Consider the following 13,688-nt stretch of genomic DNA (forward strand, 5'->3'; position numbering starts at 1 on the left):
AGTCGCCTTTCAATGTTTTCGGGCTTCACAGCGCAGGCCGCGCCTGTAAACTCCCCGGCAAAGCGTGGCGCCGACCACCCCCGAACGAGGTAAAAACCCATGCGTGTCCTTCTGGTCGAAGACCATTTGCAGCTAGCCGAAAGTGTCGCCCAGGCGCTCAAGAGCACGGGTTTGACCGTCGATGTGTTGCACGACGGAGTGGCGGCGGACCTGGCCTTGAGCAGCGAGGAATACGCGGTGGCGATTCTCGATGTGGGCCTGCCGCGCATGGACGGTTTCGAAGTATTGGCGCGCCTGCGGGCCCGAGGGAAAAATCTGCCGGTGTTGATGTTGACCGCACGCAGCGATGTGAAAGACCGCGTGCATGGCCTCAACCTGGGCGCGGATGACTACCTGGCCAAGCCGTTCGAACTGACGGAGCTGGAAGCCCGGGTCAAGGCGCTGCTGCGCCGTAGCGTGCTGGGCGGTGAGCGGCAACAGGCGTGTGGCGTGCTGATTTACGACCTGGACACGCGGCGCTTCACCCTGGGCGGCGAATTGCTGACGTTGACCTCCCGCGAGCAGGCGGTGCTTGAGGCGCTGATCGCGCGCCCGGGCCGGGTCATGAGCAAGGAGCAACTGGCTTCCCAGGTGTTTGGCCTGGATGAAGAGGCCAGCCCCGATGCCATCGAAATCTACGTGCACCGCCTGCGCAAGAAACTCGATGGCCAGCCTGTGGCCATCGTCACCTTCCGTGGCCTGGGGTACCTGCTGGAAGCCCGCGATGCATAAGCCCAGCAGCCTGCGCTGGCGCCTGCTGTGGAACCTGGCGCTGTTGCTGGTGGTGTTGATGATTGCCAGCGGCTTGAGCGCTTACTGGAATGGACGCGAGGCGGCGGACACGGCTTACGACCGCACGCTGTTGGCCTCGGCGCGGACCATTGCGGCCGGCCTGTCCCACCGCGACGGCACCTTGAGTGCCGATGTGCCCTACGTCGCCCTGGATACGTTCGCCTACGACAGCGCCGGGCGAATCTACTACCAGGTCAACGATATTCACCAGAAGCTGATTTCCGGCTACGAAAACCTGCCGGGCCCGCCGCCGGGCACTCCACGCACCGATGACTATCCGGCGCTGGCGCGCTTTTATAACGCCAGGTATCAGGGCCAGAACGTGAGAGTGGTCAGCCTGCTCAAGGCAGTCTCCGAGCCGAACATGAACGGCATGGCGGAAATCCGCGTGGCCGAAACCGACGAAGCGCGGGTGGCGATGGCGCGCAGCCTGATGGCCGATACCTTGCTGCGCCTGGGGATGCTGGCCATCGGTGCATTGTTGTTGGTGTTCTTTGCCGTGAGTGCGGCGCTGCGGCCGTTGGAGCGCTTGCGCACGGCCGTGGAAGAGCGTCAGCCCGATGACCTGCGGCCATTGCCGCTGGTGGAAGTGCAGCATGAATTGGGCCCGCTGGTACATGCGCTCAACCATTTCACCGAACGCCTGCGCGGGCAGTTCGAGCGCCAGGCACAGTTTATTGCCGATGCCGCCCATGAGCTGCGCACTCCGTTGGCAGCGCTCAAGGCACGCTTGGAGCTTGGCCTGCGTGCCGAAGACCCGGCTACCTGGCGCACCACCCTGGAAACCGCAGCCCAGGGCACTGATCGCCTGACTCACCTGGCCAATCAATTGCTCTCGCTGGCGCGCATCGAAAACGGCGCCCGGGCGATTGCCGAAGGCGGGGCCCAGTTGCTGGACCTGAGCCAGTTGGCTCGCGAGCTGGGCATGGCCATGGCGCCGCTGGCCCATGCGCGTGGCGTGGCCCTGGCGCTGGAGGCGGATGAACCGGTGTGGCTGCGGGGCGAGCCCACCTTGTTGAACGAGTTGTTGAGCAACCTGGTGGACAACGCCCTGGCCCACACGCCCCCGGGCGGCAACGTGATCCTGCGGGTCACGGCGCCGGCGGTACTTGAGGTGGAAGATGACGGCCCGGGCATCCCGCTGGATGAGCGGGACCGAGTGTTCGAGCGCTTCTATCGGCGCAGCCAGCAGGGCTTGGGGGCGGGCTTGGGGTTGGCGATTGTTGGCGAGATCTGCCGGGCACATCTGGCGCAGATCAGCTTGCATGACGGAGAGTTGGCGGGTTTGAAAGTGCGGGTCAGTTTTATCGCGGGGTAATCAGTAGAACATCGACCGTGCTTCATCCAGCTCGGCGCGCAAGGTGTCGCTGTAGGGGTCGAGTCGCAGCTTCTTGATCGCAGGTACCGTCAATATCGGCACGCTGGCCAGCGGGTGGTCAGTGTCGCGGTGGCAATACAACACGGCGACCTGCACCAGGTCGATATAGTCCAGGCGCTCGGAGTCGCGCTCAAGGTTCATGTACTGCGCCGGCAGGTTCACCAGCATTTCCGGGAAGTCCCAGCGCCGCAGCAGCTTGTCCCCCAGCAACGGGTGGATGCTTTCAATCACGTGATCGAGGCTGACCGGATCGGACAGCAGTTCATAGTGATCTTCGGCGAAGGTCAGGATCGGTAGCACGCCAATCTGGTGCACCAGCCCACCCAGCGCCGCCTGGTCAGGCTTCAACTGGCTGTGGTTGCGGCACAACGCATAGCTCACGCCGGCCACTTCCAGGCTGCGCCGCCAGACATCGCGCATCTTCTGTTCGACCACTTCGGAACGGGCGTGGAAGATCTGTTCCATCACCAGGCCGATCGCCAGGTTGCTGCTGTAGTTGGTGCCCAGGCGGGTGATGGCGGTGTGCAGGTCGGTGACTTCCTGGGTCGCGCGCAACAGCGGGCTGTTGACCACTTTGATCAGCCGTGCCGACAAGGCAGTGTCACGGCCGATCACTTTGCTCAGGTGGCTGATGCTGATGTCCGGGTCTTCGGCGGCCTGACGAATGTTCAGGGCTACTTCCGGCAGCGTTGGCAGAACCAGGTCATCGTTATCGATGGCCACAACCAACGCCTGTTGGACTTTTTCCGCCAGCTTGTTCATTCAAGATCTCTAGGGTGTAGCAAAAAGGTACGACGATCAGCGCTGGATCTCGCGATCACGGTCCAGCTGGTAGGGCAGGTCGAGCAGCTGAAGGCCCGGGCCTTCCAGCGTGCCTACATACACATCGCCACTCTCTGCTGCTTCGGCTTGCAGCACCGCTAGAAGTTCAATCGCCTGATCGGCACGGGCGGCAATCACCACCTCGCCGATGGCACTATTGTGATTCGGGGAAAACAGTGGGGTGCCGGGCTCAGGCAGCTCGCCGGCATTCAGGCTAAGGCGATACAGGCGACGCTTGAGTTTGCCCAAATACTGCATGCGCGCGACGATTTCCTGGCCGGTGTAGCAGCCTTTCTTGAAGCTGACGCCGCCGACGGCTTGCAGGTTGAGCATCTGCGGGATGAACAGTTCGCGGGTCTGGGGCATGACCTGGCCGATACCGGCACGGATCTGGCCCAGCAGCCATTGGTTCAGTTCACCTTCGTGCAATTGTGCGGCGAGTTGGCTGTGCAGGGTTTGAGCTTGGGCGGCGGGGGCCCAGAGTTCGGCACGGCCCGGCGATACGCGGATGGCGATCAGGTCGTCGCTGCGCACCACGCTGTCGGTCTCGGCGGGTAGTTGGAGGCCGAGGCCGGCCAGTACCTGATCGGCATCCGACACACCGAAACGCGCCCAGGCAGCGCTTTCGTCGGTGAGTTTGGATTTGGAGAACACGGCGTACTTTTTCAGGTCCGCCAGTTGTGGCTCCAGCAGTTCGGTGGCCATGGCCAGCAACACGCCATCGCCTTGCAGCAGGATGCGGAAGCTCGACTGCATGCGCCCTTTCTGGGTGCAGCGCGCGCCCAGGCTGGCCTGGGTGTCACTCAGGTAGTTAAGGTTGCAGGTCAGTTGTCCCTGGAGGAACTTGGCAGCGTCGGCACCGCGGACGGCGAGAACGCCTTCGTGGGACAGGGGGCAGAAAAAAGCAGAGTCAGCCATGGGTCATCGCAGGTTAAAAAGTCATGAGTGCATCATAGAGGGGCGCCCGGCAAATGGATAGTTTCCGTATGGCCGACCAAAGCCGACTGTTCCAGGCAGCTTCGGCCTGTATACTTGCGCTCTATTTGAGGAGCGCTCCATGGTCGAAGATGTAGAACTCAATCGCCTCTACTGGCACAGCCGCCGCGGCATGCTTGAACTGGACGTGTTGCTGGTACCGTTCGTCAGGGAGGTCTATCCGCACCTCAACGACGTCGACCGCGACTGCTACCGCAAGCTGCTGGAATGCGAGGATCAGGACATGTTCGGCTGGTTCATGGAACGCGCCGAATCGGAAGACCCGGAGCTGCAGCGCATGGTTCGGATGATTCTGGATCGTGTCCAGCCCAAGTAATACGTTCGAATGCCGCTGGCACGCCTCCGGGCAGTTGCTGGCGGCTTATCTTTTCGCCCAGGTGTTCGCACTGGGTGCGCTGTGGTTTCTCGATGTGTCCCCGTGGTTCGGAGCCTTTGGCGCCTTGTTGTGCCTGGCCCATGCCGGTTGGGTATTGCCGCGTCATATCCTGCTGACTCACCGTTCGTCGATCCGTGGCCTGCGTCGCGACGAGGATGGCTGGCAGTTGTGGAGCGCCGCGCGTGGCTGGCACAGCGTGCAACTGCGCCCCGACAGCCTGGCGTTGCCGTTGATCGTGGTGCTGCGCTTTCGGGTGCAGGGTGACTGGCGGGTGCGTTCGATCTGCGTGCCACGGGATTCGCAGGCTACCGATGTGCATCGGCGCCTGCGGGTGCGCTTGAAGTTCAGCCGCCGTAGGTGGTTGGCACCAGAATAGTGTCGCGCGCTTCGGGCAGCATTTGCGGGTAGTCGAGGGTGTAATGCAATCCCCGGCTTTCCTTGCGCTCCATGGCCGAGCGGATCATCAGTTCCGCCACCTGGGCCAGGTTGCGCAGCTCGATCAGGTCGCGGCTGACTTTATAGTTGCTGTAGAACTCGTCGATCTCATCCAGCAACAGTCGAACCCGGTGCTGCGCCCGCGCCAGGCGCTTGTTGGTGCGCACGATGCCCACGTAGTCCCACATGAAGCGCCGCAACTCGTCCCAGTTGTGGGCGATGATCACGTCTTCGTCCGAATCGGTCACCTGGCTGGCGTCCCAGCGGGGCAGGGCGGCCGGCACCGGAATGCGCGGCAGCTGTTCAAGGATGTCGGCGGCGGCGGAGCGGGCGTACACGAAACACTCCAGCAACGAATTGCTGGCCATGCGGTTGGCGCCGTGCAGGCCGGTGAAGCTGGTTTCGCCAATGGCGTACAGGCCGGGCACGTCGGTGCGGCCGTTCTGGTCGACCATTACGCCGCCGCAGGTGTAGTGCGCCGCCGGGACAACCGGGATCGGGCCCTTGGTGATGTCGATGTTGAACGCCAGGCAGCGCTCGTAGACCGTCGGGAAATGGGTCTTGATGAAGGCTTCGGGCTTGTGGCTGATGTCCAGGTAGACGCAGTCGATGCCCAGGCGCTTCATTTCATGGTCAATGGCCCGGGCGACGATGTCCCGCGGGGCCAGTTCTGCTCGTGGGTCGAAGCGCTGCATGAAACGTTCGCCGTTGGGCAGCTTCAGGTGTGCGCCTTCGCCGCGCAGGGCTTCGGTGATCAGGAAGCTCTTGGCCTGCGGGTGATACAGGCAAGTGGGGTGGAACTGGTTGAATTCCAGGTTCGCCACCCGGCAGCCCGAACGCCAGGCCATGGCAATGCCGTCACCGCAGGCGCCGTCGGGGTTGCTGGTATAGAGGTAGACCTTCGCTGCGCCGCCCGAGGCGAGAATGGTGAAGCGCGCGCCGTAGGTGTCGACTTCGCCGCTGGCCCGGTTGAGCACGTAGGCGCCGAGGCAGCGTTCGCCCGGCAGGCCAAGGCGCTTTTCGGTGATCAGGTCGACGGCGACCCGCTGTTCCAGCAGTTCGATGTTGGGGCGTTGCCGGGCCTGGGCGAGCAGGGTCTTGAAGATCGCGGCGCCGGTGGCGTCGGCGGCATGGATGATCCGCCGATGGCTGTGGCCGCCTTCGCGGGTCAGGTGGAACTCGAAGCCGCCGTCGTCGGTGCCGGAATGTTCGTCGCGGGTGAAGGGCACGCCCTGGTCGATCAGCCACTGGATGGCTTCGCGGCTATGCTCGACGGTGAAGCGCACCGCTTCTTCATTGCACAGGCCGCCGCCGGCATTCAGGGTGTCTTCGACGTGGGATTGCACGGTGTCGGTGTCATCGAGCACCGCGGCGACACCGCCCTGGGCCCAGAACGTCGAGCCATTGGCGAGGTCGCCCTTGCTCAGTACGGCTATGCGCAGGTGGCCCGGCAGGGTCAGTGCAAGGCTCAAGCCCGCGGCGCCGCTGCCAATCACCAGGACATCGTGTTGAAACTGTTGGCTCATTTGAAGGATTCCGCAAAAAGCGATCCGTAGGGGGCGCAAACAGGACGCCTGGATCGGCGAATCAAAGGGTGACACGGCCCACTAGTATATAGAGGGGGGGAGCGGCACAATAGCCGGGCATTCGTGGCATTGTGAGACTACGGGCAACGAACTGCACGGCTTTCATGAAACGGACAGCGATTGGGATGGGAACTTTTTGCATAGGCCCCGACTCAATAGCAGGATGCCCGAAAGCTGGGAACACGCTGGATTTGCTGAGCCGCGTCTGTGTCAGGCGCGTCAGGAAACTGGCGACAGATTATTCGCGCAGCCGGCATTGCCCGCGCTGCGTTTTTCGTGTGTGCCAAATCAGTGCGCGCCGGAAACTTGCTTGGAGGGGGAGAACTTTTGCGAAAAGTCCGAGTCTATGTTTGCAAGCCTGATCGATTAGTTATGCAAGCCTCCTTCAAGTACAACGAGGAGTGTTCATGCTAACCCAGGAAGAGGATCAGCAGCTGGTCGAGCGCGTTCAACGCGGCGACAAGCGGGCATTTGATCTGCTAGTGCTGAAATACCAGCACAAAATTCTCGGGTTGATCGTGCGGTTTGTGCACGACACCCATGAAGCGCAGGACGTTGCACAGGAAGCCTTTATCAAGGCATACCGTGCACTCGGTAATTTCCGCGGTGACAGTGCGTTTTACACGTGGCTGTATCGCATCGCCATTAACACGGCGAAGAACTATCTGGTTTCTCGCGGTCGCCGCCCGCCGGATAGTGATGTTAGTTCGGAAGATGCTGAATTTTATGATGGTGATCACGGCCTCAAGGATCTCGAGTCGCCGGAGCGTGCATTGCTGCGCGACGAGATCGAAGGAACCGTCCATCGCACTATTCAACAACTGCCAGAAGATTTGCGTACGGCGTTAACTTTACGTGAATTCGATGGTCTGAGTTACGAAGACATTGCGAGCGTCATGCAATGTCCGGTGGGTACCGTACGCTCCCGGATCTTCCGGGCTCGGGAAGCCATCGATAAAGCCCTGCAGCCGTTGTTGCAGGAAAACTGAGACAGCGGCGACAGCCAAGAGAGGAACCGCCATGAGTCGTGATGCCCTGCAGGAATCGCTGTCCGCAGTGATGGATAACGAAGCGGATGAACTGGAACTTCGTCGAGTGCTTAATGCATTTGATGATGCCGAAACCCGTGATACCTGGTCTCGTTACCAAGTCGCTCGGGCGGTGATGCACAAGGATCTTCTAATCCCTCGTCTGGATATTGCTGCGGCCGTTTCTGCTGCACTGGCTGATGAAGCCGTTCCGGCAAAAGCTGCTCGCGGTCCTTGGCGTAGCCTGGGCCGTCTGGCAGTCGCTGCTTCGGTGACCGTCGCTGTATTGGCAGGTGTTCGCCTGTACAACCAGGACGAAATCGCCGGTGCCGAACTGGCCCAGCAGACCCAGCAACCGGTCATGGCCGGCCCGCAGGTCAAGGGTCCAGCCGTACTGGCCGGCTACAAGGAAAGCTCCGATACCACCGGGCCTATGGCCAACGGTGTACTTCAAGGGCAATCCGGCTGGCAGGATCAGCGTCTTCCAGGCTACCTGCGCCAACACGCACAGGAATCGGCTTTGAAAGGCACTGAAAGCGCTCTGCCTTACGCCCGCGCTGCAAGCCTGGAAAACCGCTAGTCCGCCAAGGAGCTTTATGCGCGCCATACCGCTCCTTGCGCTTTTGCTCAGTGGCTGGTTTGCAGTCCCCGCCCATGCCGATGAAGCCCAAGACTGGCTGACGCGTCTTGGGCGGGCGGAGCAGCAGCAAAGCTTTCAGGGCACCTTCATCTACGAGCGTAACGGTAGTTTTTCTACCCATGACATCTGGCATCGTGTCCAGAATGGTCAGGTCCGTGAGCGGCTTTTGCAGCTCGATGGTTCTGCCCAGGAAGTCCTGCGCGTCGATGGCCGTACCCAATGCGTGAGCGGCACGCTGGTTGCCGGGCTTGGGGGCTCCCCCAATACCTCTGCGCGTACCCTTGATCCGCAAAAACTCAAAGCGTTCTACGATCTTGCCGTCATCGGCAAATCGCGCGTGGCCGGTCGGAATGCGGTGATCGTCTCCGTGACGCCCCGCGATCAATACCGTTATGGTTTTGAGCTGCATCTGGATCGTGAAACTGCGCTGCCATTGAAGTCATTGTTGCTTAACGACCAGGGCCAGTTGCTGGAGCGTTTCCAGTTCACCCAGCTCAATACATCGGTGCCTGACGATCGTGATTTGCAGCCCAGTGGCGAATGCACGCCGGTGGCGGTGACCAACGCCAAGGCCCCGGAGGTCGAGATCCCTCAGGATTGGCGCCTCGACTGGTTGCCACCAGGCTTTCAGCTGGTCAACAGCAGTGCCCATAAAGACTCCCACACCAAGGTAACCGTCAGCAGTCTGATGTATGACGATGGTCTGGCGCGTTTTTCGGTATTCCTGGAGCCGCTTAACGGTGCGACCGTAAACGAGACCCGCACCCAGTTGGGCCCGACAGTCGCCGTTTCACGGCGGTTGAATACCCTGGAAGGCGAGGTGATGGTGACCGTCGTCGGCGAGATCCCGATTGGCACCGCCGAGCGAATTGCGCTGTCACTACGCAGTGGCACCGTGCCCGCCAAGCCTTGAGTTGTTAATCCTATGTTCATCCTGATATTTCAATGTTGCGCAGGAGATAGTCGATGCCTGCCTCTGCCGAGAGACATGAAATGTCTGGATCATTTTTTTCACTTGCTAATATTCCCTATGTTTTTTATAGGTCAGGGCTTAACGGCCCTGGCCTTGTTTTGTTCGCGGAACAAAAATGTCGGTCGCAGTTTTTCGGCGTTTATTGAACCCTGTCGCTCAACCCTGCTCGTCGTAACGGGAGCTGTATGTCGATACCACGTTTGAAGTCTTACCTATCCATAGTCGCCACGGTGCTGGTGCTGGGTCAGGCCGTTACCGCGCAAGCGGCCGAGCTGCCTGACTTCACCCAGCTGGTGGAGCAGGCGTCGCCTGCCGTGGTGAACATCAGTACTACGCAGAAGCTGCCGGATCGTAAGGTCTCCAACCAGCAGATGCCCGACCTGGAAGGCCTGCCGCCGATGCTGCGGGAGTTCTTCGAACGCGGCATGCCCCAGCCGCGCACGCCGCGTGGCGGTGGTGGCGGCCAGCGTGAGGCCCAGTCCCTGGGCTCGGGCTTCATCATCTCGCCTGACGGCTACATCCTCACCAACAACCACGTGATTGCCGACGCCGACGAGATCCTGGTGCGCCTGGCGGACCGCAGTGAGCTGAAAGCCAAGCTGGTGGGCACCGACCCACGTTCCGACGTTGCCCTGCTGAAAATCGAAGGCAAGGACCTGCCGGTGCTGAAACTGGGCAAATCCCAGGACCTGAAAGCCGGCCAATGGGTCGTCGCCATCGGTTCGCCGTTTGGTTTTGACCATACTGTGACCCAGGGTATCGTCAGCGCCATCGGTCGCAGCCTGCCGAACGAAAACTACGTGCCGTTCATCCAGACCGACGTGCCGATCAACCCGGGTAACTCCGGCGGTCCGTTGTTCAACCTGGCGGGTGAAGTCGTTGGCATCAACTCGCAGATCTACACCCGCTCCGGTGGTTTCATGGGCGTTTCGTTCGCGATTCCGATCGATGTGGCCATGGACGTTTCGAACCAGCTGAAAACCGGTGGCAAAGTCAGCCGCGGCTGGCTGGGCGTGGTGATCCAGGAAGTGAACAAGGATCTTGCTGAATCCTTCGGTCTCGACAAGCCGGCCGGTGCCCTGGTCGCGCAGATCCAGGACGATGGCCCTGCTGCCAAAGGTGGCCTGCAAGTCGGTGACGTGATCCTGAGCATGAACGGCCAGCCGATCGTCATGTCTGCGGACTTGCCACACCTGGTGGGCGCGCTCAAGGCCGGCAGCAAGGCCAAGCTGGAAGTGATTCGTGACGGCAAGCGCCAGAACGTCGAACTGACCGTCGGTGCGATCCCGGAAGAAGGCGCGGCGCTGGATGCGCTGGGCAACAGCAAGCCAGGTGCCGAGCGCAGCAGCAATCGCCTGGGCATTGCTGTAGTCGAGTTGACCGACGAACAGAAAAAGAGCTTCGACCTCAAGAGCGGTGTAGTGATCAAGGAAGTCCAGGACGGTCCTGCCTCCCTGATCGGCCTGCAACCAGGTGATGTCATCACCCACCTGAACAACCAGGCTATCAACTCCACCAAAGAGTTCACCGACATCGCCAAGGCGCTGCCGAAGAACCGTTCGGTGTCGATGCGCGTCCTGCGTCAGGGGCGTGCCAGCTTCATTACCTTCAAACTGGCCGAGTAATCCGCTAGTCCAATAAAAAGCCCCGCTCTCGATGTTCGAGAGCGGGGCTTTTTTGTGGCTGAAAGGTTTAGCCCATCATGTCTTTGATCATGCGTTCCTGGTCGATCAGTTCACGCTGGCGTGCGTCGATACGTGACGAAAGCGGGAAGTTGCTGCCGGCGCGCCGCTTGGCGAAATCCAATTGCTGGATGGCCTGCTTGAAATCTCCCACCAGCGCGAAGTACTCGGCCCGGGCCTGATGCAGGCCGATGATATTGCCCGACAAGCCACGGGTTTCTGCAACCTGGTACCAGACGTCCGGATCGTCCGGGCGAGACTTCAACAATCCTTCCAGGGCTTTTTCCGCGTCAGCGTTGCGGTTCTGCTTGAGCAGCAGATCCACACGAACCTGGTTCAGCGGATAGTTGCCTGGATATTGCGTCAACATTCGGTCCGTACGCTGCTGGGCATCCGGCAGGCGATTGTTGGTCATGTCCAGCTCGATCTGCGCCAGGTTGTAGGTGATGTCGTTGGGCGCCTTGGCCAGCAGCGGCTTGAGGTTTTCCCGGGCCAGGTTGAACTGGGCACCCTTGATCTGAGCGATGGCGAGGCCATAACGCGCGATATCGTTCTTCGGATTTTCATCCAGCTGGGCCTGGAAACGTTTGGCGGCCAGCCCCGGGGTGTCTTCGTAATACAGTTGCACTCGAGCGCGGATCAGTTGATAGCGCAGGCTGTCCTCAATGCCACCCAGCTTGGCTTGCTCCGCACGGTTGCGGGTGTCGGCGATCCGCGATTCGGTTACCGGGTGAGTCAGCAGGAATTCAGGCGGCTTGGCATCGAAACGGTACTGGCGCATCAAGCGCTCGAACATGGTTGGCATGGACCGTGGGTCGTAGCCGGCTTTCTCCAGGTTGAGAATGCCGATGCGGTCAGCCTCTTGCTCGTTTTGCCGGGAAAAGCGCCGTTGCTCCTGGATCGCGGCGGCCTGGCTGCCGGCGATCGCGGCAATGCCCGCATCGCCTGCGCCAGCGGCGGCAGCGATGATGCCGCCGAGCAGCGCAGCCATCATCGGGATCTGCATGCGCTGCTGTGCTTCCACGCCTCGTGCGAAGTGACGCTGGGACAAGTGAGCCAGTTCGTGGGCCAGTACCGAGGCATATTCGCCTTCGGTCTGGGCGTTGAGGAACAGGCCGCCGTTGACCCCGACGATGCCACCCGGTGCGGCAAAGGCGTTCAACTGCGGGCTGTTGATCAGAATGAATTCCAGGCGCCGGTCATTGACCTGGCTGGTTTCCACCAGCTTATAAACGCTGGATTCGACGTAATCCTTGAGCTGAGGGTCGTTGAGTTGCGAGACCTGGCCACGCAGGTAGGCCAGCCATGCCCGACCCAGATCGTATTCCTGTTTTGGCGAGACAATGGCAGAACTGGCGTCGCCAAGTGACGGCAGGTCGTCGGCGAAGCCTGGAGAGGCAAGCAGGCAAGCCAGCGTCAGCAGGGTAGGGCGCAAAAAAGTCATGCACAAAGCCTTTCGACAAAGAGCTTACTGTAGCCGGACACTGAGCTTCGGACCAGATATTCTAAGCGCCCTCGACGCCCACCCGGAGTTAGACCATGACCGACGCTGTAGCCTTCGATGCCGAACTGGATGCCAGTGGCCTTAACTGCCCGCTGCCGTTGCTCAAGGCCAAGCTGGAGCTCAATCGGCTGGCCAGCGGCGCGGTGCTCAAGGTGATCGCCACGGACGCTGGCTCCCAGCGGGACTTTCGTACGTTTGCCAAGCTGGCCGGCCACACCCTGCTGCATGAAGAAGACGAAGCGGGCGTCTATCGTTACTGGTTGCGCAAGGCCTGAATCGCTTGAATATGCTGTCCTTATCGCCTGAGGTTTATTGATGTTCAAAGTGTTACGTGACTGGATTCAGCGCTACTTCTCCGACGAAGAAGCCGTGGTGCTGGCCGTCCTGCTGTTTCTTGCCTTTACGGCCGTGCTCACTTTGGGCGGCATGCTGGCGCCGGTACTGGCGGGGATGGTGCTGGCGTACCTGATGCAAGGCCTGGTCTCCATCCTGGAGCGTCTGCGCTTGCCGGGTGGGGCAGCGGTGGGTCTGGTGTTTGCCTTGTTCATGGGGCTGTTGCTGGTATTTATCGTGATCGTGGTGCCTTTGCTGTGGCACCAGTTGATCACCTTGTTCAACGAGCTACCGGGCATGCTCGCCAAGTGGCAGTCATTGCTGCTGCTGTTGCCTGAGCGCTATCCGCACCTGGTGTCGGACGAGCAGGTCCTGCAGGCCATTGAGGTGGCTCGCGGCGAAATCGGAAAGTTCGGACAATGGGCGCTGACCTTTTCCCTTTCGAGCTTGCCGCTGCTGGTCAACATCATGATCTACCTGGTACTGGTGCCGATCCTGGTGTTTTTCTTCCTCAAGGACCGCGAGATGATCGGTCGCTGGGTGCGTGGCTATCTGCCCCGTGAGCGTGCGCTGATTACCCGGGTCGCCGAGGAAATGAACCGGCAGATTGCCAACTACATCCGCGGCAAGGTTATCGAGATTTTTATCTGCGGTGGCGTCACTTACATCGGTTTTGTCGCGCTGGGGCTTAACTACGCTGCCCTGTTGGCGCTGCTGGTGGGTGTTTCAGTGGTGGTGCCATACGTTGGCGCGGTGGTGGTGACGGTGCCGGTGATGTTGATCGCGCTGTTCCAGTGGGGCTGGAGTGATCAGTTCATCTACCTGATGGCGGTGTATGGCATCATCCAGGTGCTGGACGGCAACGTGCTGGTGCCGCTGCTGTTCTCCGAGGCGGTGAACCTGCATCCGGTGGCGATCATCTGTGCGGTGTTGTTGTTTGGCGGGTTGTGGGGCTTCTGGGGGGTGTTCTTTGCGATTCCCCTGGCGACGCTGTTCAAGGCGGTGCTGGATGCCTGGCCTCGGCAGGAGCCGGTGGTGGCGCCGTTACTCTGATATTTGTGGTGCCGGTGCAGGGCCTCATCGCGGGCAAGCCCGGCTCCCACA

General features: G+C 60.9%; 14 protein-coding genes. 10 read left to right on the forward strand and 4 right to left on the reverse strand.

What is annotated here, in order from left to right; translation table 11 throughout:
- Positions 1 to 99: 99 nt before the first annotated feature.
- Together HX839_RS03705 and HX839_RS03710 are read left to right on the forward strand one after the other, a co-directional pair.
- On the forward strand, positions 100 to 771 hold the full coding sequence (locus tag HX839_RS03705) for a response regulator (protein ID WP_003212008.1): 672 nt from the start codon (positions 100 to 102) through the stop codon (positions 769 to 771).
- Positions 764 to 2,149, forward strand: coding sequence for a sensor histidine kinase (locus HX839_RS03710; protein ID WP_003212006.1), 1,386 nt, complete (start codon positions 764 to 766; stop codon positions 2,147 to 2,149). Before HX839_RS03705 ends, HX839_RS03710 begins: the two co-directional genes overlap by 8 nt.
- On the opposite strand, the gene HX839_RS03715 is transcribed toward HX839_RS03710, so the two are convergent.
- Positions 2,150 to 2,971, reverse strand: coding sequence for an HDOD domain-containing protein (locus tag HX839_RS03715; RefSeq protein ID WP_003212004.1), 822 nt, complete (start codon positions 2,969 to 2,971; stop codon positions 2,150 to 2,152).
- Positions 2,972 to 3,007: 36 nt separating this feature from the next.
- Positions 3,008 to 3,949: a folate-binding protein YgfZ gene (locus HX839_RS03720; protein ID WP_177066748.1), complete on the reverse strand. Its 942-nt coding sequence runs from the start codon at positions 3,947 to 3,949 to the stop codon at positions 3,008 to 3,010.
- A 139-nt stretch (positions 3,950 to 4,088) separates the two neighbouring features.
- Between HX839_RS03720 and HX839_RS03725 the strand changes: the two genes are divergently transcribed.
- Both HX839_RS03725 and HX839_RS03730 read left to right on the forward strand, forming a co-directional pair.
- Positions 4,089 to 4,343, forward strand: a complete 255-nt coding sequence (locus HX839_RS03725) for a succinate dehydrogenase assembly factor 2 (protein ID WP_003212000.1) — start codon at positions 4,089 to 4,091, stop codon at positions 4,341 to 4,343.
- Positions 4,327 to 4,779 carry a protein YgfX gene (locus HX839_RS03730; RefSeq protein ID WP_177066749.1) on the forward strand — a complete coding sequence of 151 codons (453 nt, stop codon included), beginning with the start codon at positions 4,327 to 4,329 and terminating at the stop codon, positions 4,777 to 4,779. Before HX839_RS03725 ends, HX839_RS03730 begins: the two co-directional genes overlap by 17 nt.
- Here the strand turns inward: HX839_RS03730 and nadB are convergent.
- Positions 4,748 to 6,364: an L-aspartate oxidase gene (gene nadB / locus HX839_RS03735; RefSeq protein WP_003211997.1), complete on the reverse strand. Its 1,617-nt coding sequence runs from the start codon at positions 6,362 to 6,364 to the stop codon at positions 4,748 to 4,750. The two genes, HX839_RS03730 and nadB, sit on opposite strands and share 32 nt — an antisense overlap.
- A 467-nt stretch (positions 6,365 to 6,831) precedes the next feature.
- On the opposite strand from nadB, the gene rpoE reads away from it, so the two are divergent.
- The 4 genes from rpoE to HX839_RS03755 all read left to right on the forward strand — a co-directional run bounded on the left by rpoE (position 6,832) and on the right by HX839_RS03755 (position 10,690).
- On the forward strand, positions 6,832 to 7,413 hold the full coding sequence (gene rpoE / locus HX839_RS03740) for an RNA polymerase sigma factor RpoE (protein ID WP_003172477.1): 582 nt from the start codon (positions 6,832 to 6,834) through the stop codon (positions 7,411 to 7,413).
- A 31-nt stretch (positions 7,414 to 7,444) separates the two neighbouring features.
- Positions 7,445 to 8,032, forward strand: coding sequence for a sigma-E factor negative regulatory protein (locus tag HX839_RS03745; RefSeq protein WP_003172479.1), 588 nt, complete (start codon positions 7,445 to 7,447; stop codon positions 8,030 to 8,032).
- 16 nt (positions 8,033 to 8,048) lie between these two features.
- Entirely contained in the window at positions 8,049 to 9,005 is a 957-nt protein-coding gene (locus tag HX839_RS03750) for a MucB/RseB C-terminal domain-containing protein (protein ID WP_003211995.1), read from the forward strand.
- Between the two features lie 245 nt (positions 9,006 to 9,250).
- Complete coding sequence (locus HX839_RS03755; protein WP_003211993.1) at positions 9,251 to 10,690, forward strand: DegQ family serine endoprotease; 1,440 nt, start codon at positions 9,251 to 9,253, stop codon at positions 10,688 to 10,690.
- Between the two features lie 67 nt (positions 10,691 to 10,757).
- Here the strand turns inward: HX839_RS03755 and HX839_RS03760 are convergent, their stop codons facing one another.
- Positions 10,758 to 12,191, reverse strand: a complete 1,434-nt coding sequence (locus HX839_RS03760; protein ID WP_087692605.1) for a M48 family metalloprotease — start codon at positions 12,189 to 12,191, stop codon at positions 10,758 to 10,760.
- A 95-nt stretch (positions 12,192 to 12,286) separates the two neighbouring features.
- On the opposite strand from HX839_RS03760, the gene HX839_RS03765 reads away from it, so the two are divergent.
- Both HX839_RS03765 and HX839_RS03770 read left to right on the forward strand, forming a co-directional pair.
- On the forward strand, positions 12,287 to 12,526 hold the full coding sequence (locus HX839_RS03765; RefSeq protein WP_003211989.1) for a sulfurtransferase TusA family protein: 240 nt from the start codon (positions 12,287 to 12,289) through the stop codon (positions 12,524 to 12,526).
- A gap of 40 nt (positions 12,527 to 12,566) precedes the next feature.
- The gene (locus tag HX839_RS03770; RefSeq protein ID WP_003211986.1) at positions 12,567 to 13,637 is read left to right on the forward strand and encodes an AI-2E family transporter; all 1,071 of its coding nucleotides are present in this window, start codon (positions 12,567 to 12,569) and stop codon (positions 13,635 to 13,637) included.
- Positions 13,638 to 13,688: the final 51 nt, after the last annotated feature.

It is taken from the genome of Pseudomonas sp. I8001 (assembly GCF_013385345.1).
Taxonomy (GTDB): domain Bacteria; phylum Pseudomonadota; class Gammaproteobacteria; order Pseudomonadales; family Pseudomonadaceae; genus Aquipseudomonas.

Bases quoted from the DNA above. Each gene is read 5' to 3' on its own strand.
- HX839_RS03705 (WP_003212008.1), top strand. From the start codon at position 100: ATGCGTGTCCTTCTGGTCGAAGACCATTTGCAGCTAGCCGAAAGTGTC.
- HX839_RS03710 (WP_003212006.1), top strand. From the start codon at position 764: ATGCATAAGCCCAGCAGCCTGCGCTGGCGCCTGCTGTGGAACCTGGCG.
- HX839_RS03715 (WP_003212004.1), bottom strand. From the start codon at position 2,971: ATGAACAAGCTGGCGGAAAAAGTCCAACAGGCGTTGGTTGTGGCCATC.
- HX839_RS03720 (WP_177066748.1), bottom strand. From the start codon at position 3,949: ATGGCTGACTCTGCTTTTTTCTGCCCCCTGTCCCACGAAGGCGTTCTC.
- HX839_RS03725 (WP_003212000.1), top strand. From the start codon at position 4,089: ATGGTCGAAGATGTAGAACTCAATCGCCTCTACTGGCACAGCCGCCGC.
- nadB (WP_003211997.1), bottom strand. From the start codon at position 6,364: ATGAGCCAACAGTTTCAACACGATGTCCTGGTGATTGGCAGCGGCGCC.
- rpoE (WP_003172477.1), top strand. From the start codon at position 6,832: ATGCTAACCCAGGAAGAGGATCAGCAGCTGGTCGAGCGCGTTCAACGC.
- HX839_RS03745 (WP_003172479.1), top strand. From the start codon at position 7,445: ATGAGTCGTGATGCCCTGCAGGAATCGCTGTCCGCAGTGATGGATAAC.
- HX839_RS03750 (WP_003211995.1), top strand. From the start codon at position 8,049: ATGCGCGCCATACCGCTCCTTGCGCTTTTGCTCAGTGGCTGGTTTGCA.
- HX839_RS03755 (WP_003211993.1), top strand. From the start codon at position 9,251: ATGTCGATACCACGTTTGAAGTCTTACCTATCCATAGTCGCCACGGTG.
- HX839_RS03760 (WP_087692605.1), bottom strand. From the start codon at position 12,191: ATGACTTTTTTGCGCCCTACCCTGCTGACGCTGGCTTGCCTGCTTGCC.
- HX839_RS03765 (WP_003211989.1), top strand. From the start codon at position 12,287: ATGACCGACGCTGTAGCCTTCGATGCCGAACTGGATGCCAGTGGCCTT.
- HX839_RS03770 (WP_003211986.1), top strand. From the start codon at position 12,567: ATGTTCAAAGTGTTACGTGACTGGATTCAGCGCTACTTCTCCGACGAA.